The 24,420-nt window shown below is 54.7% G+C and carries 19 protein-coding genes; 8 read left to right on the top strand and 11 right to left on the bottom strand.

Features of this window, described 5'->3' with window-relative positions; translation table 11 throughout:
• The first annotated feature begins 373 nt into the window (after positions 1–373).
• Genes ACUTSU_RS02350 through ACUTSU_RS02340 form a run of 3 tightly spaced genes read left to right on the top strand, consistent with a single transcriptional unit; the run spans position 374 to position 3,512 of the window.
• Positions 374–2,986, top strand: a complete 2,613-nt coding sequence (locus ACUTSU_RS02350) for a YdbH family protein (RefSeq protein ID WP_445651635.1) — start codon at positions 374–376, stop codon at positions 2,984–2,986.
• Positions 2,983–3,180 (top strand): YnbE family lipoprotein, encoded by a 198-nt coding sequence (locus tag ACUTSU_RS02345; protein WP_012145326.1) that lies wholly within the window; start codon positions 2,983–2,985, stop codon positions 3,178–3,180. The genes ACUTSU_RS02350 and ACUTSU_RS02345 overlap by 4 nt, the downstream gene beginning before the upstream one ends.
• A gap of 8 nt (positions 3,181–3,188) precedes the next feature.
• Positions 3,189–3,512: a YdbL family protein gene (locus ACUTSU_RS02340; protein ID WP_445651634.1), complete on the top strand. Its 324-nt coding sequence runs from the start codon at positions 3,189–3,191 to the stop codon at positions 3,510–3,512.
• Positions 3,513–3,636: 124 nt separating this feature from the next.
• Here the strand turns inward: ACUTSU_RS02340 and ACUTSU_RS02335 are convergent, their stop codons facing one another.
• Positions 3,637–4,242 carry an FMN-dependent NADH-azoreductase gene (locus ACUTSU_RS02335; RefSeq protein WP_445651633.1) on the bottom strand — a complete coding sequence of 202 codons (606 nt, stop codon included), beginning with the start codon at positions 4,240–4,242 and terminating at the stop codon, positions 3,637–3,639.
• Positions 4,243–4,511: 269 nt separating this feature from the next.
• Between ACUTSU_RS02335 and hrpA the strand changes: the two genes are divergently transcribed.
• The gene (gene hrpA / locus ACUTSU_RS02330; RefSeq protein ID WP_445651632.1) at positions 4,512–8,399 is read left to right on the top strand and encodes an ATP-dependent RNA helicase HrpA; all 3,888 of its coding nucleotides are present in this window, start codon (positions 4,512–4,514) and stop codon (positions 8,397–8,399) included.
• Here hrpA and ACUTSU_RS02325 read toward each other — a convergent pair.
• Positions 8,377–9,525: an MFS transporter gene (locus tag ACUTSU_RS02325; RefSeq protein ID WP_445651631.1), complete on the bottom strand. Its 1,149-nt coding sequence runs from the start codon at positions 9,523–9,525 to the stop codon at positions 8,377–8,379. The genes hrpA and ACUTSU_RS02325 overlap by 23 nt on opposite strands.
• A gap of 102 nt (positions 9,526–9,627) precedes the next feature.
• Between ACUTSU_RS02325 and ACUTSU_RS02320 the strand changes: the two genes are divergently transcribed.
• Positions 9,628–10,446, top strand: a complete 819-nt coding sequence (locus tag ACUTSU_RS02320; RefSeq protein WP_445651630.1) for an AraC family transcriptional regulator — start codon at positions 9,628–9,630, stop codon at positions 10,444–10,446.
• Between the two features lie 4 nt (positions 10,447–10,450).
• On the opposite strand, the gene ACUTSU_RS02315 is transcribed toward ACUTSU_RS02320, so the two are convergent.
• The 6 genes from ACUTSU_RS02315 to folM all read right to left on the bottom strand — a co-directional run bounded on the left by ACUTSU_RS02315 (position 10,451) and on the right by folM (position 16,526).
• Positions 10,451–11,272 carry a trypsin-like serine peptidase gene (locus tag ACUTSU_RS02315; protein ID WP_445651629.1) on the bottom strand — a complete coding sequence of 274 codons (822 nt, stop codon included), beginning with the start codon at positions 11,270–11,272 and terminating at the stop codon, positions 10,451–10,453.
• Positions 11,273–11,572: 300 nt separating this feature from the next.
• Complete coding sequence (asr, locus tag ACUTSU_RS02310; protein WP_445651628.1) at positions 11,573–11,830, bottom strand: acid resistance repetitive basic protein Asr; 258 nt, start codon at positions 11,828–11,830, stop codon at positions 11,573–11,575.
• A gap of 309 nt (positions 11,831–12,139) precedes the next feature.
• The gene (locus ACUTSU_RS02305) at positions 12,140–13,636 is read right to left on the bottom strand and encodes a carboxypeptidase M32 (RefSeq protein WP_445651627.1); all 1,497 of its coding nucleotides are present in this window, start codon (positions 13,634–13,636) and stop codon (positions 12,140–12,142) included.
• Positions 13,637–13,702: 66 nt separating this feature from the next.
• Positions 13,703–15,007, bottom strand: a complete 1,305-nt coding sequence (gene rstB, locus ACUTSU_RS02300; protein ID WP_445651626.1) for a two-component system sensor histidine kinase RstB — start codon at positions 15,005–15,007, stop codon at positions 13,703–13,705.
• Entirely contained in the window at positions 15,004–15,729 is a 726-nt protein-coding gene (gene rstA, locus ACUTSU_RS02295; protein ID WP_445651688.1) for a two-component system response regulator RstA, read from the bottom strand. Before rstA ends, rstB begins: the two co-directional genes overlap by 4 nt.
• A gap of 74 nt (positions 15,730–15,803) precedes the next feature.
• Complete coding sequence (gene folM, locus ACUTSU_RS02290; protein ID WP_445651625.1) at positions 15,804–16,526, bottom strand: dihydromonapterin reductase; 723 nt, start codon at positions 16,524–16,526, stop codon at positions 15,804–15,806.
• Positions 16,527–16,651: 125 nt separating this feature from the next.
• On the opposite strand from folM, the gene ACUTSU_RS02285 reads away from it, so the two are divergent.
• Entirely contained in the window at positions 16,652–17,068 is a 417-nt protein-coding gene (locus ACUTSU_RS02285; RefSeq protein ID WP_445651624.1) for a hypothetical protein, read from the top strand.
• A gap of 29 nt (positions 17,069–17,097) precedes the next feature.
• On the opposite strand, the gene ACUTSU_RS02280 is transcribed toward ACUTSU_RS02285, so the two are convergent.
• Complete coding sequence (locus ACUTSU_RS02280; RefSeq protein ID WP_445651623.1) at positions 17,098–18,489, bottom strand: amino acid permease; 1,392 nt, start codon at positions 18,487–18,489, stop codon at positions 17,098–17,100.
• A gap of 243 nt (positions 18,490–18,732) precedes the next feature.
• Positions 18,733–19,683 carry a DUF1471 family protein YdgH gene (gene ydgH, locus ACUTSU_RS02275; RefSeq protein ID WP_445651622.1) on the bottom strand — a complete coding sequence of 317 codons (951 nt, stop codon included), beginning with the start codon at positions 19,681–19,683 and terminating at the stop codon, positions 18,733–18,735.
• A 538-nt stretch (positions 19,684–20,221) separates the two neighbouring features.
• Between ydgH and pntA the strand changes: the two genes are divergently transcribed.
• Positions 20,222–21,751, top strand: a complete 1,530-nt coding sequence (gene pntA, locus ACUTSU_RS02270; RefSeq protein WP_445651621.1) for a Re/Si-specific NAD(P)(+) transhydrogenase subunit alpha — start codon at positions 20,222–20,224, stop codon at positions 21,749–21,751.
• 10 nt (positions 21,752–21,761) lie between these two features.
• Entirely contained in the window at positions 21,762–23,156 is a 1,395-nt protein-coding gene (pntB, locus tag ACUTSU_RS02265) for a Re/Si-specific NAD(P)(+) transhydrogenase subunit beta (protein WP_445651620.1), read from the top strand.
• Positions 23,157–23,367: 211 nt separating this feature from the next.
• On the opposite strand, the gene uspE is transcribed toward pntB, so the two are convergent.
• Positions 23,368–24,330 carry a universal stress protein UspE gene (gene uspE, locus ACUTSU_RS02260; protein ID WP_445651619.1) on the bottom strand — a complete coding sequence of 321 codons (963 nt, stop codon included), beginning with the start codon at positions 24,328–24,330 and terminating at the stop codon, positions 23,368–23,370.
• Positions 24,331–24,420: the final 90 nt, after the last annotated feature.

Raw genomic sequence — 24,420 nt, 5'->3', positions numbered from 1 at the left:
GAAAGGTAATGGGGGGCAAGGCTCTCGACCAGAGCAAAAAAAATCCCCACGGGGGGGTGGGGAATGGCTTCTCTAGTATAGTTAGCTAGCAGCTGACTTTTGTTAGAATGCTTGCAAGACTATTAATGATCAAATGTAACGACAATAACAAAAGTCTGAAATAGGTCATATTCATGTGATGAATGTGTAACTAAAACTTACAGCATCCGCAACAATGGCTATAAAAGCCCCGGTACAAGGCATCTTCTTCGGTCTCAGCTTCACCCTATGTCAAATTCATGCCATCATTATTGCCAATTCAGGCATAGACTTAGCCTAAATGGCCTTTGGCCCGACTAAAGGGCGCCTAACTCAGGAATGAAGCAATCATTTAATGACTAAGCGATTGAAAGTATTCATAGGGATTGTGGTGAGTGTGCTGCTCCTGCTAGTGGCGCTGTGGCAAACTCTGCCGCGCTGGCTGCCGCGTGTGCTCTCGCACTGGTTACCGCAGGGCAGCCAGTTGGTTTTACAGGGCAAACTACAGTGGCGGCAAGGTGCTTTGCAGCTGGATGGCGCCCGCTTTTTAGCGCAAGACTGCCTGCTTGCCAGCGCCGGCCCAACCCGATTGGCTTATCAGCAGGGCCGCTGGCAACTGATCGGCGAAAAGTTGCATGTCGATACGGCCTGCCTATCAAAATTGCGTGCCGGTGAGGCTAACAGTGCCCCACTGGCGCTCGACCAATTGCAAAAACAACTGCCGCTGCTGGATATCACCATCAAGGATCTCTCGGTGCTGCCGTGGCAATTCTATGCCGGTAAACTGCAGATACACGCCACGCCAGAAGGCCAGAGCCTGCAATATCAAGGTCCCAACATCAGCGTTGACGCGCTGCTGGATCAACATCAGCAACTGACGCTGAACAGCCTGACGCTCAAGGCGCCAAACAGCCCGCAGCCGCTGCATCTGACCGGCAAGATTAGCATTCCGCTGGATTTGGACAGTATGCCGACGCAAGGCGCACTACAGGGTGAACTGCAGACCGCTTATCTGGAAAAACCTTTGCTGGTGGATATGCGCTGGCAACAGCAGCAGGGGGTGATGACGCTGACGGAAAAGGGGGCAGAGAAACCTTTGGCCACCTTGCCGTGGGAAATCAATTCGCAGCAGGTCAGTATCAAGCAGGGCGAGTGGCGCTGGCCCTACAGTCAGCAACCGCTTAACGGCGGATTGAGCATCGCGCTGCATGACTGGAGTAAAGGCTTTGATGAAGCCCAAATCAGTGCCCGTTTAAATGTGATCACCGACGGCCACAACGGCAAAGGCAACGCGGTGTTGACGCTGGGGCCGGGTAAGGTCGGGCTGATCGACAGCGACTTAAGCTTCCAACTGACCGGTCAGGCAAATATGACCGATTTTTCCATGACTGCTTCCATCCCAGGTATCATCAGCGGCACTATTCTTAACCCGACGCTGATGTTGCAGTCCGGGTCACTGCTGCGTTTGTGGGGCAATGCCACACCGGAAATGAAACTGGAAGAGGCGCGGTTGCCGCTGGCCGGCGTGAAGGTCACCGCGGGGGGGATTACTGGCCGCCTGCAGGCGATCATTAATGCCAGCGACAGTTACTGGGGCCGTTTTAAACTGCATCTGGACGGCAAGGCCCAGGATTTTTGGCCGGATCACGGTAACTGGCAATGGCGCTACTGGGGTAACGGCCAGTTGCCGCCGCTACAGGCTGCCTGGGACGTCGCCGGCAGCGGCAGTTGGCAGGACAGTACCTTGGTGCTCGATCGTCTCTCTACCGGCTTTGATCAGTTGAAGTACAGCATGGTGAGGGTAGACGCACCGCGCCTCAGCCTTAGCCAACCGCTGCGTTGGCAGCGTGACCAGCAGGCCCCGGCATTCAATGGTGAACTGCAACTGGTTTCCGGCAAGGTTAGCTTCACCAATGGGGGTTACCTGCCGGCGCCGGTGCTAGCGCTGCAGCTCAAGGGCAAGGCGCCGGACAGCTTCCAGTTACAGGGTAAACTGCAGGCGGAACAGATTGGGCCGATAGCGCTGTGGGGCCGCTGGGACGGTGAGCGTTTGCGCGGGGAAGGCTGGTGGCCGAAGCAGTCGCTGAAAGTGTTCCAACCCTTGATCTCACCCGATCTGAATATCAAACTGCGCGACGGCGAATTTTATGCCCAGTCGGCCTTCTCTGCTGCCCGGGAACAGGGCTTTGAAGCCGGTGGTCACTGGGTGGTGAAAAATGGCGGCATGTGGCTGAAAGACGGCGAGATGAGCGGCCTGGATTTTGTGATGTCCTACCGACTGAAAAATCATCTCTGGCAGTTGGGGGCCAAAAAGCCGGTGATGTTACGCATCAAATCGTTTAGCAACCTGTTTGAAATGCAGAATATTACCGCCGATTTGCAGGGGACTTACCCTTACAGCGAACAGGCACCGCTGACGCTGAGCAACGTTGGAATGGATGCATTAAACGGCCATATCAGCCTGTCGGCGCTGCGCATGCCACAGCATGACGCCGCCGTGTTGAAACTGGATAAAGTCGATCTCAGTGCCTTGTTTACCGCGCTGAAACCAAAACAGTTTGCCATGTCCGGGCGGGTGGATGGCGAACTGCCGTTGTATCTAAATCATCCCAAATGGCTGGTACGCAACGGTTGGATCGCCAACTCGGGCATGCTGACGCTGCGGCTGGACAAGGATATGGCCGATGCCATCGGCAGCAATAATCTGGCGACCGGCGCGGCGATCGACTGGCTGCGCTATATGGAGATTAACCGCTCGAAAGCCAGGGTTGATCTCGACAACCTCGGTGAGTTGACGCTAAAGGCGCGCATTGACGGGGTTAATCCGCAAAAAAGTGCCAAACGAGAAGTTATCCTGAACTATAGCCATCAGGAAAACGTGTTTCAGCTGTGGCGCAGTCTGCGCTTTGGCGACAATTTACAGGAGTGGCTGGAACAGGCCCTCTCAAAACCTGGGGAACAACCATGAAAATCATCAGCGGGCCATTGCTGGTCGCCGTGCTGGGCACGTTTTTGCTGAGCGGTTGCGTGCCGCGCATCGAGGTCGCAACGCCTAAAGATCCGATCACCATCAACATGAACGTGAAGATCGAGCATGAGATCCACATCAAGGTGGATAAGGACGTCGATAATCTGCTGAAAACCCAAAGCGGCCTTTTCTAGGAGCCAACATGAAGAAACGTTATTTAGGTTTGATGGCCGTCGCCTGGATGTTCAGCAGCATGGCGATGGCGCTGACGCTTGATGAGGCCAAACAGCAGGGCCGAGTGGGGGAAACGCTCAGCGGTTATATCGCGCCGGTGAAGCAGGATGCCGAAACCTTGACGCTGGTGAAAAACATTAATGCCGGGCGCACCGAAAAATACCAGCAAGTGGCAGACAGCAATCATATCGCCATCGACGATGTGGCACGTATGGCGGGGCAGAAGCTGGTAACGCGAGCCCCGGCTGGGGAATACGTGCGAGGTATTAACGGCCAGTGGCTGAAGAAATAAAAAAACGCGCCGTTGGGCGCGCAATAAAATACAGCATTGGATTTTTATGAGGGTAGTGCAGGTGTGACAGGACTTTAGTCATACGGTGGTGACTTCGCGGGGCATTACGTCCCCGCGAGTGATATCAGGCGGCAACCACATGAGTCAGTAAGGTCTTGGCGTCGGTCTGCGCTTTGGTCGCGACGTCCGGGCCGTAAGCGATGCCTTCTGCGAACACGAATTCAACGTCGGTGATACCGATAAAGCCCAGGAATAGACGCAGGTAAGGTTCTACCAGGTCAGTCGGGGTGCCTTTATGAATGCCGCCGCGGCTGGTCAGGATGATGGCGCGTTTGCCTTTCACCAGGCCTTCAGGGCCGTTTTCGGTGTAACGGAAGGTCACGCCGGCGCGGGCAATCAGGTCGAAATAGTTTTTCAACTGGGTCGGGATGCTGAAGTTGTACATCGGTGCCGCCATAACGATGGTGTCATTGGCCTGCAGTTCAGCGATCAGTTCATCGGACAAGGCCAGTGCTTCGGTCTGACGTGGGGTCAGCGGCGTATCGGAAGGGCGCAGTGCACCAACCAGCTCACCGTCCAGTACCGGAATTGGCTGGGCAGCCAGGTCACGCACGGTAATGGTGTCGTTGCCATGAGTGTTTGCCCATTGCTCAACGAAGAAATCGGCCAATTGGTTAGACTGAGAGTAGCCCGCCAGGATGCTTGATTTAAGAACCAATACTTTGCTCATCGGTAATTCCTTAGGTTAAGACAGTGACATCAGGACGGTGCGTCCCTTGCATGCAGTACACTGTATTCACATTTTACCGGCAGTGATAGCGCAATATTTCGAGACTTTTGTTCGATTTTATTGAATAACATTTTCGGCCTTAAGCGGCGGGATTATGGGGAAAAAGCGGCTTGTGCTATTCTTCGCGTCCAAAGCTAAAAACTGGCTAATTCATTACCAAACCGTTGCTGATGCTTGATACAGCAGCGATGAAACAAGGAATACCGAACGTGAAATCTCCGCTCGCGGCATTGTCTGCCCAACTGGGCGAGCTGATGCTCCGTGATCAACAGCGCCTGCAACGTCGGCTGCAGGGCGCACGAAAAATCAAAAATTCCGATGCTCAATTGGCGGCTGCCGTTGAAATCGAAAGTGACATGGCGCTGGCGTTGCGTAAGGTGCAATCCCGCGCTGCAACCTGCCCGAAAATAACCTATCCTGAAAGCCTGCCGGTCAGTCAGAAAAAACAGGATATTCTGCAGGCGATCCGTGACCATCAGGTGGTGATTGTTGCCGGTGAAACCGGTTCGGGGAAAACCACCCAGCTACCGAAAATCTGCCTGGAATTGGGGCGTGGGGTCAAAGGTCTGATCGGCCACACCCAACCCCGGCGTCTGGCTGCGCGCACAGTGGCCAACCGCATTGCTGACGAACTGGAAACTCCATTGGGCGGCAGCGTCGGTTATAAGGTGCGTTTTAACGATCAGGTTGGGGAAAATACCCTGGTCAAGCTGATGACCGACGGCATCCTGCTGGCGGAAATCCAGCAGGATCGGCTATTGATGCAGTACGATACGCTGATCATCGATGAAGCGCATGAGCGTAGCCTGAATATCGACTTTATCCTCGGCTACCTGCGCGAACTGCTACCCAAGCGCCCGGATCTGAAAGTCATCATCACCTCGGCAACCATAGATCCGCAGCGGTTTTCGCGTCACTTCAACAACGCGCCGATTATCGAAGTTTCCGGCCGCACTTATCCGGTGGAAGTTCGTTATCGCCCGGTGGTGGACGATGCTGACGATACCGACCGCGATCAACTGCAGGCGATTTTCGATGCGGTGGATGAACTTGGCCGCGAAGGGCCGGGGGATATCCTGATCTTTATGAGCGGTGAGCGCGAAATCCGTGATACCGCCGATGCATTGAACCGTCTTAATCTGCCGCATACCGAAGTCTTGCCGCTGTATGCCCGGCTTTCCAACAGCGAACAGAACCGGGTATTCCAGTCGCACCATGGTCGGCGCATTGTGCTGGCAACCAACGTGGCGGAAACCTCATTAACCGTCCCGGGCATCAAATATGTGATTGATCCGGGGACGGCGCGCATCAGCCGCTACAGCTTCCGTACCAAGGTCCAGCGCCTGCCGATTGAGCCGGTGTCTCAGGCCTCGGCCAATCAGCGTAAGGGCCGCTGCGGCCGCGTGTCGGACGGTATTTGTATTCGTCTGTATGCGGAACAGGATTTCCTGTCGCGACCGGAGTTTACCGATCCGGAGATCCTGCGCACCAACCTGGCGTCGGTGATTTTGCAGATGACCTCGCTGGGGCTGGGGGATATCGCCGCTTTCCCGTTCGTCGAGGCGCCGGACAAGCGCAATATTCTGGACGGCGTACGCCTGCTGGAAGAGCTGGGGGCGATTAAAACGGCAGAAAATGGCCATTACCAGCTTACTTCGCAGGGCCGTCAATTGGCACAGTTGCCGATCGACCCACGCCTGGCGCGTATGGTGCTGGAAGCGCAGAAGAGCGGTAGCGTGCGCGAGGTGATGATTATCACCGCGGCGTTGTCGATCCAGGATCCGCGTGAACGGCCAATGGACAAACAGCAGGCGTCGGATGAAAAGCACCGTCGCTTCGCGGATAAAGACTCGGACTTCCTGGCCTACGTGAACCTGTGGGACTGGCTGAAAGAGCAGCAAAAAGAGCATTCCTCCAGCCAGTTCCGTCGGCTGTGTCGCAATGATTTTCTGAACTACCTGCGGGTGCGCGAATGGCAGGATATTTACACCCAACTGCGCCAGGTGGTGAAAGAGCTGGGGCTGCCGGTTAACAGCGAACCCTCTGATTACCGCAGCGTACATACCGCGCTGCTGACCGGGTTGCTGTCGCACATCGGCCAGAAAGATGCCGACAAACAGGAATTCACTGGTGCCCGCAACGCGCGCTTCTCCATTTTCCCGGGGTCCGGCCTGTTCAAGAAGCCGCCGAAGTGGACCATGGTGGCCGAACTGGTGGAAACCAGCCGCCTGTGGGGGCGCATTGCCGCACGTATCGAGCCGGAGTGGATAGAACCGCTGGCTCAGCATCTGGTGAAGCACAGCTACAGCGAGCCTCACTGGTCTAAATCCCAGGGGGCGGTGATGGCCAGCGAAAAAGTGACGCTGTTCGGGCTGCCGATTGTTGCCGCGCGCTCGGTCAATTACAGCACCATTGATCCGCTGCTGTGCCGTGAGCTGTTTATTCGCCATGCGTTGGTGGAAGGTGACTGGCAGACGCGACATGCGTTCTTTGCCGCAAACCTGAAACTGCGTGCCGAAGTGGAAGAGCTGGAACATAAATCGCGCCGCCGTGACATTTTGGTGGACGACGAAACCCTGTTTGCTTTCTACGATCAGCGCATTCCAAACGATGTGGTGTCCGGACGCCATTTCGATAACTGGTGGAAAAACGCCGGTAAGCAAAATTCAGACCTGCTCAGTTTTGAAAAAGAAATGCTGATCAAAGACGGTGCCAATCAGGTCAGTGCGCTGGACTACCCAAACACCTGGTACCAGGGCAACCTCAAACTGCGCCTGACTTACCAGTTTGAACCGGGCACTGACGCCGATGGCGTTACGGTACACATTCCGCTGCCTATTCTTAATCAGGTTGAACAACAGGGCTTCGAATGGCAGATCCCGGGCATTCGTCGGGAACTGATCATTGCCCTGATCAAGTCATTGCCGAAGCCGGTACGCCGCAACTTTGTACCGGCGCCGAACTACGCCGAAGCTTTCCTGGGGCGGGCGACGCCGTTGGAAATGCCGCTGTTGGATTCGCTGGAGCGCGAACTGCGCCGTATGACCGGCGTGACGGTGTCACGTGAAGACTGGCAATGGGATCAGGTGCCCGATCACCTCAAGATGACATTCCGGGTGGTGGGGGAAAAACACAAAACCCTGCGTGAAGGCAAAGATCTGACGGCATTGAAGCTCAAGCTGAAGGATAAGGTGCAGGAAACGCTGTCGGCAGTGGCGGACGATGGGCTGGAACAAAGCAATCTGCATATCTGGAGCTTTGGCAAACTGCCAGAGTTTTATGAGCAGAAGCGCGGTGGCTACTCGATGAAGGCTTACCCGGCGCTGGTGGACGAAAAAGACAGCGTGGCGATCCGCCTGTTCGACAGCGAGCAAGAGCAGCGACAGGCGATGTGGCAGGGCACGCGTCGCCTGCTGCTGTTGAATATTCCTTCGCCTATCAAATATCTGCATGAAAAGCTGCCGAACAAGGCCAAACTGGGGCTGTACTTTAACCCTTACGGCAGAGTGCTGGATCTGATCGACGATTGTATCTCGTGCGGCATCGACAAACTGATCGCAGAACACGGCGGGCCGGTGTGGCAGGAGGAAAACTTTGCCCGTCTGCAGGAACTGGTGCGCGGCGAACTGAATGAAACGGTGGTGGGCGTGGCCAAACAGGTCGAACAAATCCTGACTGCGGTGTTTAACATCAACAAGCGCCTGAAAGGCCGGGTTGATATCTCGTTGGCGCTGGCGCTGTCGGATATTAAAACTCAGCTCGGCGCTCTGGTTTATCGTGGGTTCGTCACCAACAACGGCTGGAAACGCCTGCCGGATACCTTACGTTATCTGCAGGCGATTGAACGTCGGCTGGAGAAGCTGGCCATCGATCCGCACCGTGACCGCGCGCAAATGATACGGGTGGAGCAGGTGCAGCAGGCCTGGCAGCAGTGGCTGAACAAGCTGCCGCCGAAACGCCTGCAGGATGACGAGGTGAAAGAGGTGCGCTGGATGATTGAGGAGCTGCGCGTCAGTCTGTTCGCCCAGCAACTGGGCACACCTTATCCGATCTCAGACAAGCGTATCCTGCAGACTATCGAGCAGCTTTCGGGTTAGGCGGCGCACGCAGGCAGCCTGCACAGCTCAGGCACAGCAGGCTGCACAGTAACAGCGTTGCAGTCAGACTTTGTCCAATGGCGGCCAGAGACAGCCCCGCGCCAATCAACAGATAGTAAAGCAGGCCAAAGACGGCCCCGGCGGTGCCCAGGCGCTGCCGGTAGCGGTTCAGCGCCTGGCTCAACACGTTGGGGATAGCCAATCCGAAAGCCAGAGTGATCAGCATGCAGGGCAATAGCATCATCAGGCTGTGCTGCCAGTAACTTAACGCCAGCGCGGCACCGAGTGCCAGCAGGCTACCCAACAGAATCTGGGTTTTGGCGCAGACGCCTCTGGTCAACAGATAACGGTTCAACAGTGATCCAAGTAAGCTACCCAGTGCTAATACGATGCCGGAATAACCAAACTGCTGGCTACTTAACCCCAGTTGTTCGAAAATGAACGGTGCCAGGCTGAAGTAGCTGAAGACCATGATATTAAAGCCCGCGACCAATAACGCGGAATACCAGATTTGTCGATCGCACAGAATATCCCAGCCGCTGCCTGTGGCGGTTGCAGCCACTGCTACGGTTACCGGCCGCGTTTCCGGCAGGACCCGCCAGCACCAAATCAATAGAACTAGCGCCAGTAGCCACTGGGCGGCAAATATCGCCATACTGCCGCCCCAGGCGACTAACACCCCACCGGTCAACATGCCCAGCACTGGGCTGAGCGACAAGGCGATGCCGAGGATCGAAAAGACTTTTCCCAGCGCCTGTCCCTGATAGACATCACGCAGCATGGTTTGCGTCACTATGGAGCCGACCGCAGCGCCGAACGCGATGCTCGCGCGAGCTATCAGCAACAGCGTGAAGTGCTGACTCAGCAGCGCCATCACGGCCCCGATGAGATAGACCGCCAGACCCGCCAGCATGGTTATCCTGCGGCCCAGGCGATCGCATATTACCCCCCAGAATGCGACACCCAGGGCAAAAGCGAAGAAATAGACTGACAGAGTTTGGCTGGCCTGAGCCGCACTGACGTTGAAGTCGCTACGTATCGCCGTGAGTGCCGGGCTGTAGAGGGTTTCGAGCACCTGGGGCGCCATAATGGTGGCCACCATCAACGGCAGGGGTAAACGTGACATGAGAATTAACCTTTACGGGTGAAGAATCGCGCCAGTATAGGGAAATACTCAGTGTTCAATTACAATCATCAGGACAAAGAATAACGAAAAAAGGACATTGTGATGGCATGGCTCTCCCAACAAGATAGCTTTGATCCGGACGTCTGGTCAGCGCCGGTGTTGGGCATGGCTGCCGAGTTAGTCGGAGGGCATGATTCTGCTGAGCATAGGCATCGCCGTGCACAATTACTCTATGCCCCTCGCGGTTGTATGACGGTGACCCTTACCGATCGCTGGTTGATCCTGCCGCCAACGCGCTGCCTGTGGATCCCTGGTGGCATCCGACACCGGGTGCAACTCCGGGGGCAGGTGGCTTATCGTTCCGTCTGGCTGGACCCTGAGTTGACATCCGTTATGCCGCAAGAATGCGCGGTGCTGGCGGTAAATCCCTTGTTGGCGGCGGTGGTTGAACGTATCGCCTATTGGCCATTCAATCAGGCTGTCAATTGCCCGGCTGCGCGTGATTTGCTGCCCGTATTGGTCAATGAGCTACATGCGGCAAGGTTGGAGAGTACCGGCCTGATATTACCGCGAGATCGGCGGTTGGTTCACTGGCTGGAGGGGCTTGATCGGCGAGATGAACTGCCGGGATTGGCGGTTTTGGCGCAGAGCCTGAACCTACATGCCAAAACGCTGACGCGCATTTTCCAGCGCGAGAGCGGGCTGAGTTACCAGCAATGGAGCCAGCAATGGCGGCTGATGCGGGCAATTGAATTGTTGGCAGAGCTGCCTTCAGTCAGCTCAGTCGCCCAACGCCTGAGTTTTTCCAGTGACAGCGCCTTTATTGCGTTTTTCCGTCAGTTCACCGGTACCACGCCCAGGCGCTTTATGATGGGGGATTTGCCTACGGAGACCGGCGAGGAACCCCACGCCGGTACATGACTGTTTACTTTCCTGCCGCCAGCGCGTCCAGCGCATCGCGAATGCCGGTCACTGCCAGCGCACGGTTATCGGCGCGGTAACGATCTTTGGCTGCCGGTGCAGAACTTTGAATGGCAATCAGCCGCCAGCCGTCGGCAGTTTTCAGTAGTAACGGCGAACCGCTATCGCCGGGCAGGGTATCGCACTGGTGTGACAGGACGCCTTGTTGCGCCCAGCCGGTCACTTTGCAGTTCAGGTGGCTGTAGAGATCGTCCAGATGATCCTCCGGATATCCCGCCTGGGTAATCAGCCGTTTGGCTTGTTTCATTGCCTGGGTCAGCGCCTTGCTGTCGCCTTGCCACAACGGCAACGGCTTAATCGGCAAGGTTTGTTTATCCTTCAGACGGATCAGGGCAAAGTCATAGGCCGCCGCCGCAGGTGGTACAATCCAGCCTTCACCGTCAGGTTTGAGTTTTTTGCCCAGTTTGCGATCAACCAGCGTCTCAAGATTGTCGGTTTGGTATTTCCAGGTCTTATTGCCGGCCACAAAACGTAGCGCAATGGCTTTGTCCAGTTGGCCCGGTGGTGCCAGCACGCAGTGGCCTGCGGTGAGCGCCAGATGCGGAGAGATTAACGTAGCGGTGCACAAATTACCGCTGGCGGTTTCCACCTGTCCAATTGCCTGCCACGGCCAACCGTCGGTTTCCGTCACTTTTATGCGTTCATCCTTGCCAAAAAATAAGCGGGTTTGCTCAGCAGTCGACGCATCGGAAGGGCTGTCGGCCCGTGCTGAGAGGGAGAGTGCGAGCGGGAATGAGCACAGCAACAGCAAAACGGTTATGCGCATAGGTTTCTTGCCTGGAAAATACGGATCATCCATAAACACACGGAATGGTAACTATAGACTGATTTAGTCGCCGTGTGGATGGACAGTGATTGATTTTTCAATAATTTTCAATCCAGAGGGCTGTGCGGCTACAGATAAAAAAAGGCGGCAATCAGTCCGCAGAGGATAAGCGTGGTCAAAATTATTTCAAATAAGTAGCGGCGCAGCATGATGAGAACCCCCGATGAAAAAACACCCGGCGAACCGGGTGTTGGATAACTCAAGCCTGAACGGGTGAGGGGAGCCTCACGTTAGTTGCTGTTATGCCGCTTTTTTGTGGTGTTTTTTAGTTGCCTGGGCTTTCTGAGCAGGTGCTTTTTTGTGGTGTTTTTTGGCTGTCTGAGCTTTTTGAACCGGCGCTTTCTTCACGTGATGTTTTTTCACGTGAGTGGTCTTGGCTGGTGCAGCCGTGGTGGCGGTCGCCGTCGCCGCTGGTGCGGTAGTGGCAGCGTCAGCAGCGAAGGCAACAGAAGACAGACCCATTGCAGCGGCAACAACCAGAGCTAATACTTTTTTCATTGTTGATTCCTCAAATTACTCATCATGTATCAAGCCCACTGCGGGGCCGGTGATAAGATAGTAGGCAAACTGCGGAATGCTTTCCGTAAGTGATTGGTTTCGGCGTGTAACCTAATGTACATCTCGAAAACGGGTGGCTTGACTAACCGGGTACATCGTTCTTTTTGATCCATTTTAGTTACAACATACTTTAAGTGGATAGCCAACCCGCACTCTGCGGCCTGGGTGTCTTGGATAGGGGCCGTACACTATGGAATACTCATGGCAAAGCAGGGGAAAAAGGCACGGGGTTAGCCGTGCCAGGGGATCTTACAGGTAACGGCTTTCCAGATGCTTACGGAAATAGTCTGGGTTCAGGCTCTCACCTGTCGCATTGGCGATCAGGGTATTGGTAGGGAAACGGCTACCGTGCCGCCAGATATTCTGTTTCAGCCAATGGAACAACGGGGTCAGGTTGCCTTCGGCAATGTCACGGTCCAGTGTTGGCAGAGCTTTGCGTACGCTGTGGAACAGTTGTGCAGCATACATGGCACCCAGGGTGTAAGTCGGGAAGTAACCGAAGGCACCGTCGGTCCAGTGAATATCCTGCATACAGCCGTTACGGTAGTTGCCGATAGTATCGAGGCTCAGGTAGCCGTGCATTTTCTCGCCCCATAGCGCCGGGATATCTTCTACCTCGATCTCGCCTTCGACCAGAGCCTTCTCGATTTCATAGCGTAGTATCACGTGCGCTGGGTAGCTCACTTCGTCAGCGTCTACACGGATCAGACCTGGCTTCACGCGTTGATTTAGTCGGATGAAGTTACTTTCTTCCAGCGCCGGTTGCTCGCCGAATTTTTTGACCACCAGTGGACGCAAGATCTTCAGGAAATCGCTGCCGCGTGCCAGTTGCATTTCAAACAGCAGGCTTTGTGACTCATGGATAGCGGTAGAACGTGCCTGGGCTACCGGCTGACCCAACCATTCGCGTGGCAGATTTTGTTCGTAACGAGCATGGCCGGTCTCATGCACGATACCGAGCAACGCGGTCAGGAATTCTTTATCGTTGTAGCGGGTGGTAATACGAACATCTTCCGGTACGCCGCCGCAGAATGGGTGGGCGCTGACGTCCACGCGACCGCTGTCGAAGTTAAAACCGAGCAGTTTCATCACGCTCAGGCTAAGTTGACGTTGAGTTTCCACATTGAACGGCCCCTGCGGAACCAGACAAGGCTCCTGAGCCTGTTTAGCCACTACCTTTTGCAGCAGGTCGGGTAGCCAGGTTTTCAAATCGCCAAAGATGCGGTCAATATCGCGGCTGCGCATCCCCGGTTCGTAAAGGTTCAACAGGGCATCATAGCGACTGCTACCTACCGCTTCGGCACGGATCTGCGCTTCCTGACGGCTCAGCTTGACCACTTCACGCAGATTTTCCGCGAAGCCTTCCCAGTCGTTGGCAGGGCGTTGGGAGCGCCAGGCGTGCTCGCAGCGTGCGCCAGCCAGGGATTTAGCTTCGACCAATGATTCTGGTACCAGCACGGCGTTGTCGTAATGTCGACGCATTTCCAGCAAATTAGCCTGGTCCATGTCGTCCAGCGTTTCTTGCTGCGCGCGTTCAAACAGACGACCGGTTTTATCCGAGGTTAAAATCTGATGTTGCAATACGCTTAGCTCAGCCAGTGCCTCTGAGCGTGCTTTGCTGCCGCCCGGTGGCATCATGGTCTGCATGTCCCAGCCGGCAATGGCGGAGAGGTGACCGAAGCGTGACAGGCGGGTGAAAATGGTACGCAGTTCGTCGTAGGAAGAAGGGGAATGTGCAGATGTCATCGTTTAGCTCCATTTTTTGTAAACCGGATAACTCTTTCGCGTGTTTATGCTGCCACCTAAACGGGGTTACACCGGGTCTGCTTTTAAATTGAAAGTGGGCTTTAGCGGCCAACAGAAGCGGAAGCTGGCACCGCCCAGAGGACTGGCGTCAACGTAGACCTGGCCCTGATAGGCCACGGAAATGGAATGAACAATCGCCAGACCCAGCCCGCAGCCGCCAGTAGCGCGATCGCGGCTGGGATCGAGACGTACAAAGGGCTCGAATACCCGCTCACGTTCTTCCGGTGGAATGCCTGGCCCATCGTCCTCTACCTGCAGGCAGGCGTTGTCACCGTCAAACCACAGGCCGATGCGCAAGCGTTGCTCACTATAACGCAGCGCATTATTCACCAGATTATCCAGCACCCGTTCCATTAGCCGTAAATCGACGCCGCCAAAATCACCGACGTGCGGGATGTTCAATTCGATTTCACGTTCCGGGTGGATCAGGCGCAGGTCGTCAGCCTTGTCTTCCAACCATTTGGGTAAATCCAGCGGTTCTATATTGAGTGTTACCTGCGGACGGTCCAATCGTGCATAGGTCAGCAGTTCGTCAATCAGTGACTCCAACTGACCGATATCGCGATTCAGCGCCTGCTGTTCACTGTCGGAAAGGTTATCGCTCATCGCCAGACGGTAACGTAGCCGTACCAGCGGGGTGCGCAGTTCATGGGCGATACCGTCTATCAACTGTTTCTTGCTGGCGATCAGCGTATTGACGTTATCCGCCATCTGGTTAAAGGCCACGCCAAGCCGGTTTAGGCTGGAGGTAGGGTCGAAATGGGTTCGCTCATCCAGATGCCCGGCCCCCAGACGTTGAGCCGCGTTTTCCAACTTCAGCATGTCCTGCCAGTGCGGACGCATCCACAGAAATACCGGCAGTGCCAGAGACATGCCGATAAACACCAGCAGCGCCAAATCCAACAGCCGCATTTGGTGCAGGTAGAACAGATAAGGGATCGGGCCGACTACCAGCACGTAGTGGCTACGTGGGATGCGCTGCATAAAGGTGTATTGGTCGTCAAGCGCGATGATTTCCCCAAGACGCAGCCGTTTTTTTAAATCTTCACTCAAATCCTGTTTACCGAGCGGCTCGATATGCAGTTTAAACGACAGATTTAAGTCCAGCGTGGCGATGGTCTTGTTCCAGTCTTTCAGCGGAATTTCCCGCAGTTCGCTGCGCATCAGGTACAGCGAGCTTTTCATCAGGTCGTCCATCGACTGGCGGCCTGCGCGTTCGGCGGTGACTTTGTACACCAGACCCACCAGCATCGCCATCACCAGGAAACACACGAAAAGCAGCAGAAAGAACTGCACAAAGAGCTTTCTCATTGCTGCACGAACTCCCAGGCATTTGGAGCGAACAGGTAGCCTTTATTACGGACGGTTTTGACGCGGAAGGGTTCCAGGGCATTGTCGTACAGCTTGCGGCGCAGGCGGGAAATAGCCACGTCGATACTGCGATCCAGGCCGTCGTAACTCACGCCACGCAGGTTTTGCAGCAGGGCTTCTCGATCCATTATTTGCCCGGCGTGGGTGGCCAGTTCCCACAGCAGATCAAAGTCTGAGGTGGAAAGGGTGATGACCTCTTCACCCAGTGTCACCTGCCGGTTGACCGGGTCGATGCATAACAAGCCAAAGTGCAGGGCGTTGTGTTGCGTGAGCGGTTGCGTTGACTCTTCCTTTGGCTGGCCGCCATGCTGACGCAGGTGTAAACGCAGTCGCGCGAGTAACACTGCCGGTGGCGTGGTCTTCAGGATGTAATCGTTAGCGCCCATTTCCAGCGAAAGAATATGGTTCATATCGCTGTCGAGTGAGGTGAGCAGCACGATCGGGCCGGGGAAGGTTGGACGCAAATCACGGCACAGCGTCATACCGTCCTTACCGGGCAACATAATATCCAGCATTACCAGATCCGGCTGCTCCAGCTCGATGCGCGCCTGTGCACTGTCGCCGCGTGGCTCAATCAACACTTCAATGTCGTGCTTGCCCAGATAGGCGGCAATCAGTTTGCCGACTTCGGGATCGTCTTCTACAAAAACAATTTTATGCATATTCAGCGGTTTTATCAGAATAACGAAGTTCAGCATAACGCGGGGTTCCGCGATACGCCATGCAGATCCTGGTGTTAGCGCAGTGGACGTCCGCCGTCGACACCATGGGTGCGGCCGGTGACATAGCGGCTGTCCAGCAGATAGTTCACCAGATTAACCACTTCGCTCTCGCCTGGGGCGATTTTCATCAGTGATTTTGCCAATGCCTGTTGCCGATAATGCTCGTCGTCACCCGGATTGAAAATAATCAGCGCCGGTGCGATGGCATTGACTTTCACTTCGGGTGCCAGCTTGCGGGCAAACGAACGGGTCATATTGTCCAGCGCAGCCTTGCTGGCAGCATAGGCAATGTGTTTGTCGCTGCCTTTCTCCACCACATAGTCGGTCAGATGGATGATATCCGCGCCGGCTTGCCCCTGGCCCAACAGACAAGATTCCAGCAGTTGATTGAGCAGATAAGGCGTATAAACGTGAATTTGCAGCATGGCCGCCATCACTTGCTCCGGCGGCACTTCCGGTGATTCGGCCTGCCAGGCGCTGGCGTTGTGGATCACCGCGCGCAGTTTGGGGGCAGCCAGGCGAACCTGCTCGGCGAAATGATAGATACCGTCGTGCGTTGAGAAATCGCACTGAATGCAGGTTGCTCCCAGTCTTTTCAGTTCGCTCAGCGCCGGGTAGTCGCTGCGATAGGCAATGATCACGGGAATATCGCGTTGCAAGAATGACCTGGCCAAGGCTAGTCCAATCCGGCGTGCGCCGCCCGTAATCAGCACCGGTGCAGAGTTGTGAAGTTCCATCGATTAAAGCTCCTGGACAGACTGGCAAACAATAGGGGAATTATGCCATTATACGGCGGAAATTCGTTAAAGCTTCGCATCGATTATCCATTTCAGGATGTAATACACGGCAATGAGAGGAAGGGATGAACAGCAGTCACCTTGCACCCGTCGCCCGCAGTGAGAAAATCTGTTTTGATTACATGGATTTTCTGTCCGCATCGTGCAAGAAGCACTGGCGCTTTGTTGATGCAATTTATGGCGTGATGCCATTTTTTGGCATGGTATTGAAATCACAGGCTTCCGCTTCGCAAACACGGAAAGAGCAGTTGAAAGCGTTGGCGCTGCAGGTGGTTTCCACCCAGGTTAGCGATGAAACCAACATCGTGCGCCTGATCGATCTGGCCCAGCAGCAGGGGCTGGCAGTATTCGACATTAAGCTGCCTTACGCTTTGGACACGCAGCAGTTGGCGACCATTCAACAAGAGTGCGTTGAGGGAGTGATTATCTCTCAGGTTGGGGAACGCATGACCATCAGTCTGCGCACATCTCAACGTAACTGACCGGGTGATCCCACCCGGCCATTCTTCACTTACTGCAGCATAAACCAGCCGGCCGGGATCGTGGCCATCAACAGCAGAAAGATACTGCTTTTTTCCAGCCGATTCAGCAATTTGACGTCATTATGTCCGCTTCGGGCATAGATAAACACCAGCAGCCCCGGTGCATACAGCAACACCGACATCAGCAGATGCATTAACCCAGAAGCGTAGAGCAGCCAAATACCGTACAGGCAGGCACCTGTGGCGGCGAACATCAGCCGTTTGTCCTGACGACGGATCGCCACCTTAAACAGGAAGGCACCGACCAGGAAATAAGGCACCAGGATCATTTCCGAGGCGATGGTCAGCAGAGAATTATAATTGCTGCCGGTCAGCCAGATCAGCACCAGGGCGAACTGCACGGCAATATTGGTCAGCCAAAGTGAAGCCGAAGGAGCGTGATTCTTGTTCTGCTTGCAGAAAATTTTTGGGAAGGCGCCGTGTTGTGCCGCCAGCAGCGGGACTTCGGCGGCCATAATCGTCCAGCTCAGATAGGCCCCGCAGACCGAAACAATCAGCCCGGCAGCGATAATCACGTCACCCCAGGGGCCAATCAGGTCGACCATCAGCACCGCCATTGAAGGATTGCGCATTTCGGCCAGTTCGCTGCGCGGCACCACCCCCAGGGACAACAAAGTCACCAGCAGGTAAACCGCCAGTGCGGAGATCACCGCCAGCATGGTGGCACGGCCGACATCCTTTTTATGACGCGCCCGTGCTGAAACTACCACTGCGCCTTCCACACCGATAAATACCCACAGGGTAATCAGCATGGTGTTTTTTACCTGTTCCCACACCGGCTTACCGAGAGCGACGCCGTGGAAATCCAGCGTAAAGACGTCCATGTTGAACGCCATTGCCGCCAACACGGCAAACATCCCCAGCGGTAACAGCTTGGCCAGGGTCGCCACCAGATTGATGCTGGCTGCGGTTTGCACGCCACGTAACACCAGCGCGTGGACGATCCACAGCAATACGGACTCCGCCAGCAGCGCCTGCCAGGTATTGCCATCACCCAGAATGACGTTACCGCCGCGGTCGGTGAATAAACTCAGTGCGGCGAACACGATCACCAGATAAGAGACATTGGCGATCACTGCGCACAGCCAGTAACCCCAGGCGGAACAGAATCCCACCAGTTCACCAAAGCCTTCTTTCGCATAGGTAAAGATGCCGCCGTCCAGATCGGGACGCAGGCGGGTAAGCAACAGCATGGCAAAAGCCAGAAACAGGATGCCGACGCCGGTGATCGCCCAACCCAATAGCAGGGCCGCCGGGCTGGCAACCTGCGCCATGTTTTGTGGCAGGCTGAAAACCCCGGCGCCCAGCATTGAGCTCAGCACCAATGCGGTTAACGCGGTAAGACCTAGTTTTTTTTCCAATGACGGATCCTGAACGCAGAATAAACAACTGGAAGGGAACTGCTTGGCAGTAATAACCTAATGACAATTACTGAACGAATAGACAATAGCCCTAAAAATTGGCGCAAATTCTACGGCTGGATGCGTGTGGATGCAATGATTAACTATGCGTGATTTACAAAAAACTATTCAACTGGCAGGGCGGTGGACGACAAAAAAACGGGCAGCTCAATGGCTGCCCGATGGTAAACCGCAAATTGAAACTTATTTGAACAGGTCAGCGCTGACGGTTAGGTTGCCGCCGCTCTTGTTCTGCCACTGGCGGGTCACGTGATAATATTTGGCGCCTTTCTCGGCCGCACGTTTGGCAACTTCGCTAGAGACATCAGTCATGCTGTTGAAGTGGCCAGTGAAGGTCACGGAATCAAACGGCACCATCTGCGCGGCTGTCACATTGTTCACTTCCTGAATCTGAGTACCGTTCGGTAAAGTGACAGTATAACGTTTTCCGGTAGAAGACTGGGTTTCGAAGAAACGGCCTACGTCACGACTTGGTGAGCCAGAAGAGGCAACACCCGGAATTTCAACCTTGGCAGCAGCAGCGCCACCGGCAGCCAGTGCGGCCTTACCGGCTTCAGAGTCGGCTGGAATGGCATCCGGGCTCTGAACGGTACGTTTAGGGGCATCGGCTTTATAGATATAGGCGGTAATGAACTGGTTACCCCCCTGGTTGGCATCAACCTGACGCACGATAAAGTAGGAGGCTGCACCTTTCTTTTTCGCTTCTTTAGTGATGGCATCGTTGATGTCCGGCTGGCTGCGGTAGAAACCGCTGATGCTCACCGTGTCGTACGGCTCCAGCAGGAAGGCCTGTTCCTTCGGCAGCTCGGTCACCCCGTTAATCACGCGGTATTTCGGTTCTTTGCTCACTTCCGGCGCATCTTTATGATAAAGATCTGCGGTGACGCGCCAGTTGCCGCCATTGTTACTGTTGTTGCTGTCCTGGATATAGAAGGAGTCTGCACCCAGTTTGTCTGCACGGCGGGATACGGCATCAACGGCTTCATTGATGGCATTAAAGCGGCCGGTAATCGTGATGCGATCAAACGGCTTCAGCGCCGCTGCTTTTTCAGGAGTTAACTCTTGTGCCGCCTGAGCAGACAGCGCAGTGAGTGATAACAAGGCTGATGCGATGATCGTGTTCTTCAGCTTCATAAAAAATCCTTTCGCCTAGCGCATTAACGTTTATAACGTGCTGAACTGTTTAGGTGTAATTCAGCCGCCGATTATTACATGTAATCTCGGCAGGTGTCTCAGCATTTTATGTCATCGCATGAGACAAATCCCATGAAGGATTGTTTACGTCATTTGCCGTGTCATCGCCATAAGTTTCAATAATAAAGCCTTTGATGGCATAAGTGTTAATTATTCACAATTTTATAACTTCCATTCATTTTTACCGCGCAGGGCCAGATTTCTCCAGGTAAGCGCCCGTCACAATTCTGCAGCAAAAACGGTGTTGTATACGGCTTTTTGACTTTAAATTGCGATTTGTCATGTCGTTGTTTGAATTTTTATGTAAAAACAGACCTGAATGCGTAAGCAATTATGGATCATCGACCATATTTTCAGTAGGTTATAGATGGTGCCTTAATTCGTTGCCGACAAGGTTAATAAAAACCTGTCGGCCGGGGCCATCGCTATGGGTAGGAAGATAATAAACATCATCATAGACAGGTGAGAAGGGAACATTATGCGTATTGGTGTACCAAGAGAACGGTTGGCCAATGAAGCCCGGGTCGCAGCAACGCCGAAAACGGTGGAACAACTGCTGAAGTTGGGCTTTACCGTCGCGATTGAAAGCGGGGCGGGTAAACTGGCAAGTTTTGACGATAGCGCTTATGAAGCCGCTGGGGCAACAATCAACGACACCGCTGATGTCTGGCAGTCGGATCTGATTTTAAAAGTAAACGCACCGCTTGAGGACGAGATTGCGTTAATGCGCGAGGGCAGCACCCTGGTCAGCTTTATCTGGCCGGCGCAAAACCCGGAGCTGATCGCGCAGCTGGCCGCTCGCAACGTCACTGCGATGGCGATGGATTCTGTACCGCGTATCTCTCGCGCACAATCCATGGACGCACTGAGCTCAATGGCCAACATCGCCGGTTACCGTGCAATTGTTGAGGCCGCGCATGAGTTTGGCCGCTTCTTCACCGGGCAAATCACCGCTGCCGGCAAGGTTCCCCCCGCCAAGGTTATGATTATTGGTGCCGGCGTAGCGGGCCTGGCGGCCATCGGTGCTGCAGGCAGCCTGGGGGCGATTGTTCGCGCCTTCGACACCCGTCCGGAAGTCAAAGAGCAAGTACAGAGTATGGGCGCGGAATTCCTCGAGCTGGATTTTGAGGAAGAAGCGGGCAGCGGCGATGGCTATGCCAAAGTGATGTCCGAAGCCTTTATCAAGGCCGAGATGGCGCTGTTCGCCGCCCAGGCGGCCGAGGTCGACATTATTGTCACCACCGCGTTGATCCCGGGCAAACCCGCACCGAAGCTTATCACCAAAGAGATGGTAGCCTCGATGAAACCGGGTAGCGTGATCGTCGACCTGGCGGCGCAAAACGGCGGCAACTGTGAACTGACCGTGGCCGACCGCGTGACCGTTACCGACAACGGCGTGAAAATCATTGGCTATACCGATTTGCCAAGCCGCCTGCCGACGCAATCCTCACAGCTTTACGGTACCAACCTGGTTAACCTGCTGAAACTGCTGTCGAAAGAGAAAAACGGCGAAATTGACGTTGATTTTGAAGATACCGTCATCCGCGGCGTTACCGTGGTACGCAGTGGTGAAGTCACTTGGCCGGCACCGCCAATCCAGGTTTCTGCCCAGCCTAAACTGACGCAGGCCGCAGCACCGGTTGTCAAACCGGCAGCAAAACCGGTTTCACCCTGGCTGAAATATGGCCTGATGGCGCTGGCCATTATCCTGTTTGGTTGGTTGGCCAACGCCGCACCCAAAGAGTTTCTGTCTCACTTTACCGTGTTTGCGCTGGCCTGCGTGGTGGGTTACTACGTGGTATGGAACGTCAGCCATGCATTGCACACCCCGTTGATGTCGGTCACCAATGCGATCTCAGGGATTATCGTGGTCGGTGCGTTATTGCAGATTGGCCATGGCGGCTGGGTGAGTTTCCTCTCCTTTATCGCCGTGCTGATCGCCAGCATCAACATTTTTGGTGGATTCACCGTCACTCAGCGCATGCTGAAGATGTTCCGCAAGAACTAAGGGGTAGCATATGTCTGGAGGATTAGTTACAGCTGCATACATTGTTGCCGCTATCCTGTTTATCTGTAGTCTGGCTGGCCTGTCGCGTCACGAAACGTCAAAGCGGGGCAATCTGTTTGGCGTTGCCGGGATGGCCATTGCGCTGATCGCAACCATCCTCGGACCGGATTCCGGCAACGTGGGCTGGATCATCATCGCGATGATTATCGGGGGCTCCATCGGGGTTTACCTGGCGAAAAAGGTCGAAATGACCGAAATGCCAGAGCTGGTGGCGGTGCTGCACAGCTTTGTTGGCCTGGCAGCGGTGCTGGTGGGGTTAAACAGTTACCTGGATCACGGTGCGCCAATGGAGCCGGTGATGGAGAATATCCATCTGACCGAAGTGTTCCTCGGCATCTTTATCGGTGCGGTCACCTTTACCGGTTCGATTGTCGCGTTCGGCAAGCTGCGTGGCATCATCTCTTCCAAACCGCTGGCACTGCCAAATCGTCACAAAATGAACTTGGCGGCACTGGTAGTCTCCTTCCTGCTGCTGGTGGTGTTTGTTCGCGCCGACAGCGTGGGTTGGCAGACAGTGGCGCTGGTGCTGATGACCGTTATCGCGCTGGCGTTTGGTTGGCATCTGGTGGCCTCCATCGGCGGTGCCGATATGCCGGTAGTGGTGTCGATGCTCAACTCCTATTCGGGTTGGGCGGCAGCGGCAGCAGGCTTTATGTTGAGCAACGATCTGCTGATCGTGACCGGTGCGTTGGTGGGTTCTTCGGGGGCCATCCTGTCTTACATTATGTGTAAGGCGATGAACCGTTCGTTTATCAGTGTGATCGCCGGTGGCTTCGGTACCGATGGATCTTCGACCGGTAATGCGGAAGAAATGGGCGAATATCGCGAAACCACCGCGGAAGAAGTTGCTGAGCAGTTGAAGAACTCCACTTCGGTGATCATCGCCCCAGGCTACGGCATGGCGGTAGCGCAGGCGCAGTATCCGGTGGCAGAAATCACCGAGAAACTGCGCGCTCGTGGCATCAAGGTGCGTTTCGGCATTCATCCGGTTGCCGGGCGTCTACCGGGCCACATGAACGTGTTGCTGGCCGAAGCCAAGGTGCCATATGACGTGGTGCTGGAGATGGACGAAATCAATGACGATTTCGCGGATACCGACACCGTTCTGGTGATCGGTGCCAACGATACGGTGAACCCGGCTGCACTGGAAGATCCGCGCAGCCCAATCGCCGGAATGCCAGTGCTGGAAGTGTGGAAAGCGCAGAACGTCGTTGCCTTTAAGCGTTCAATGAATACCGGCTATGCTGGCGTGCAGAACCCGCTGTTCTTTAAAGAGAACACCCAGATGCTGTTTGGCGATGCCAAAGAGAGTGTGGAAGCGATACTGCGTGCGTTGCAGGCGTAATGCTAAGAAATAAAAACGGGCCTTTTTGGCCCGTTAGGTTGCTGACAAAGCAGGAAAAAACGTGGTTTTTCCTGCTTTGTGGTGAGCAGCCGAAAATCAATAAATTGATTTTCCTGATTTTTATTTATCGGCATCTACTCGTTCTGGACAGGAATGAGTTTTGTCATCAGTCTGACGGGCCTTTTTGGCCCGTTTTTTTATGCGTCAATCATCAATCCTCGTCGTCATGCTCATCGTCTTCGTCGGCTTCGATCGGGCAATTGAAGTTTTCGGGCTTAATCACCAGTAGGTCACATTTCAGATGGTCGATCACATGTTCTGCCGTGTTGCCGATAAACGCTGCCGAAATGCCGGTACGACCGAGCGTGCCCAATACCACCACACCCGCTTGCAAGTGCTCGGCCAAATCGGGGATTACTTCTTCGGGCAGGCCTTTTTCAACGTGGGTAAATTCTTCTTTAATGCAGAACTTTTGCCTTAACGCCTTCATGGCGATCAGGTGCTGCCCGCGAATGGCGTCGTTGTAGACGCTGGGGTCAAAGTCCGGTAGTTCGATAGCAATATTGATGGGGGTAACGGGGTAGGCACCAACCAGGTGAACTTCAGTTTGGTTGACGTTTTGCGCTAGTTCAACGGTTTCCTGCACCAGCTTGATGTTCAATGGGTCATGGTAAGGTTCTTCGCTGGCAAGATTGACCGCCACCACCGCTTTGCTGCCTTCCTGCCAGGGTTGGTCTTTGACCATCCACACCGGGCAAGGGCATTTTCGTAACAGATGCCAATCGGTTGGGGTGAAAATAACGGATTCGAGGCGGTCGTGTTGATGGGCCATTTTTAGCAGCAGGTCGTGCTTGCCGGCGATCACTTCCAGAATAATCGCTTCATAAGGGCGGTTATGCCAAACCACTTTGATTTCAATAGGAACGCCTTCGTCGAGGTAAAAACGGCATTGCTCGTTGATCCATGCGGCACGTTGGCTGATAACGCCTTGTCGCATCGCCGTCCTTTCATCCGGGGAGAGCAAGGTCGTCATCTCGTAAGAGAAGTCGTAAATAGGGAGGAAGGCCTTAATGCGCCCGCCATTTCGTTTAATCAGGTACACCGCCCGGCGCAGCGCCGGCTGGTCATCCTGGTTGGGGTCAATAGCCACCAGAAGATTCTGATACTTCGCCATAGGGCCTCCTTACAGCTGAAAATCAAACAGTCTGTCAATTTACAGAGTAACCCAACATTGAAAAACAGAACAGCAGCAGAGATGTGCCGG

The sequence above is a fragment of the Serratia sp. NA_13 genome (assembly GCF_052691735.1).
The sequence above is the reverse complement of the archived record's forward strand: the minus strand, read 5'-3'. Positions and strand labels throughout refer to the sequence as shown.

What these genes read in the sequence shown, in the direction of transcription:
- ACUTSU_RS02345 (WP_012145326.1), top strand. Translation starts at nt 2,983, where the DNA reads ATGAAAATCATCAGCGGGCCATTGCTGGTCGCCGTGCTGGGCACGTTT.
- ACUTSU_RS02335 (WP_445651633.1), bottom strand. Translation starts at nt 4,242, where the DNA reads ATGAGCAAAGTATTGGTTCTTAAATCAAGCATCCTGGCGGGCTACTCT.
- ACUTSU_RS02350 (WP_445651635.1), top strand. Translation starts at nt 374, where the DNA reads ATGACTAAGCGATTGAAAGTATTCATAGGGATTGTGGTGAGTGTGCTG.
- ACUTSU_RS02325 (WP_445651631.1), bottom strand. Translation starts at nt 9,525, where the DNA reads ATGTCACGTTTACCCCTGCCGTTGATGGTGGCCACCATTATGGCGCCC.
- ACUTSU_RS02285 (WP_445651624.1), top strand. Translation starts at nt 16,652, where the DNA reads ATGAACAGCAGTCACCTTGCACCCGTCGCCCGCAGTGAGAAAATCTGT.
- rstB (WP_445651626.1), bottom strand. Translation starts at nt 15,007, where the DNA reads ATGAGAAAGCTCTTTGTGCAGTTCTTTCTGCTGCTTTTCGTGTGTTTC.
- ACUTSU_RS02340 (WP_445651634.1), top strand. Translation starts at nt 3,189, where the DNA reads ATGAAGAAACGTTATTTAGGTTTGATGGCCGTCGCCTGGATGTTCAGC.
- rstA (WP_445651688.1), bottom strand. Translation starts at nt 15,729, where the DNA reads ATGCATAAAATTGTTTTTGTAGAAGACGATCCCGAAGTCGGCAAACTG.
- pntB (WP_445651620.1), top strand. Translation starts at nt 21,762, where the DNA reads ATGTCTGGAGGATTAGTTACAGCTGCATACATTGTTGCCGCTATCCTG.
- ACUTSU_RS02315 (WP_445651629.1), bottom strand. Translation starts at nt 11,272, where the DNA reads ATGCGCATAACCGTTTTGCTGTTGCTGTGCTCATTCCCGCTCGCACTC.
- asr (WP_445651628.1), bottom strand. Translation starts at nt 11,830, where the DNA reads ATGAAAAAAGTATTAGCTCTGGTTGTTGCCGCTGCAATGGGTCTGTCT.
- ydgH (WP_445651622.1), bottom strand. Translation starts at nt 19,683, where the DNA reads ATGAAGCTGAAGAACACGATCATCGCATCAGCCTTGTTATCACTCACT.
- folM (WP_445651625.1), bottom strand. Translation starts at nt 16,526, where the DNA reads ATGGAACTTCACAACTCTGCACCGGTGCTGATTACGGGCGGCGCACGC.
- ACUTSU_RS02320 (WP_445651630.1), top strand. Translation starts at nt 9,628, where the DNA reads ATGGCATGGCTCTCCCAACAAGATAGCTTTGATCCGGACGTCTGGTCA.
- uspE (WP_445651619.1), bottom strand. Translation starts at nt 24,330, where the DNA reads ATGGCGAAGTATCAGAATCTTCTGGTGGCTATTGACCCCAACCAGGAT.
- pntA (WP_445651621.1), top strand. Translation starts at nt 20,222, where the DNA reads ATGCGTATTGGTGTACCAAGAGAACGGTTGGCCAATGAAGCCCGGGTC.
- ACUTSU_RS02305 (WP_445651627.1), bottom strand. Translation starts at nt 13,636, where the DNA reads ATGACATCTGCACATTCCCCTTCTTCCTACGACGAACTGCGTACCATT.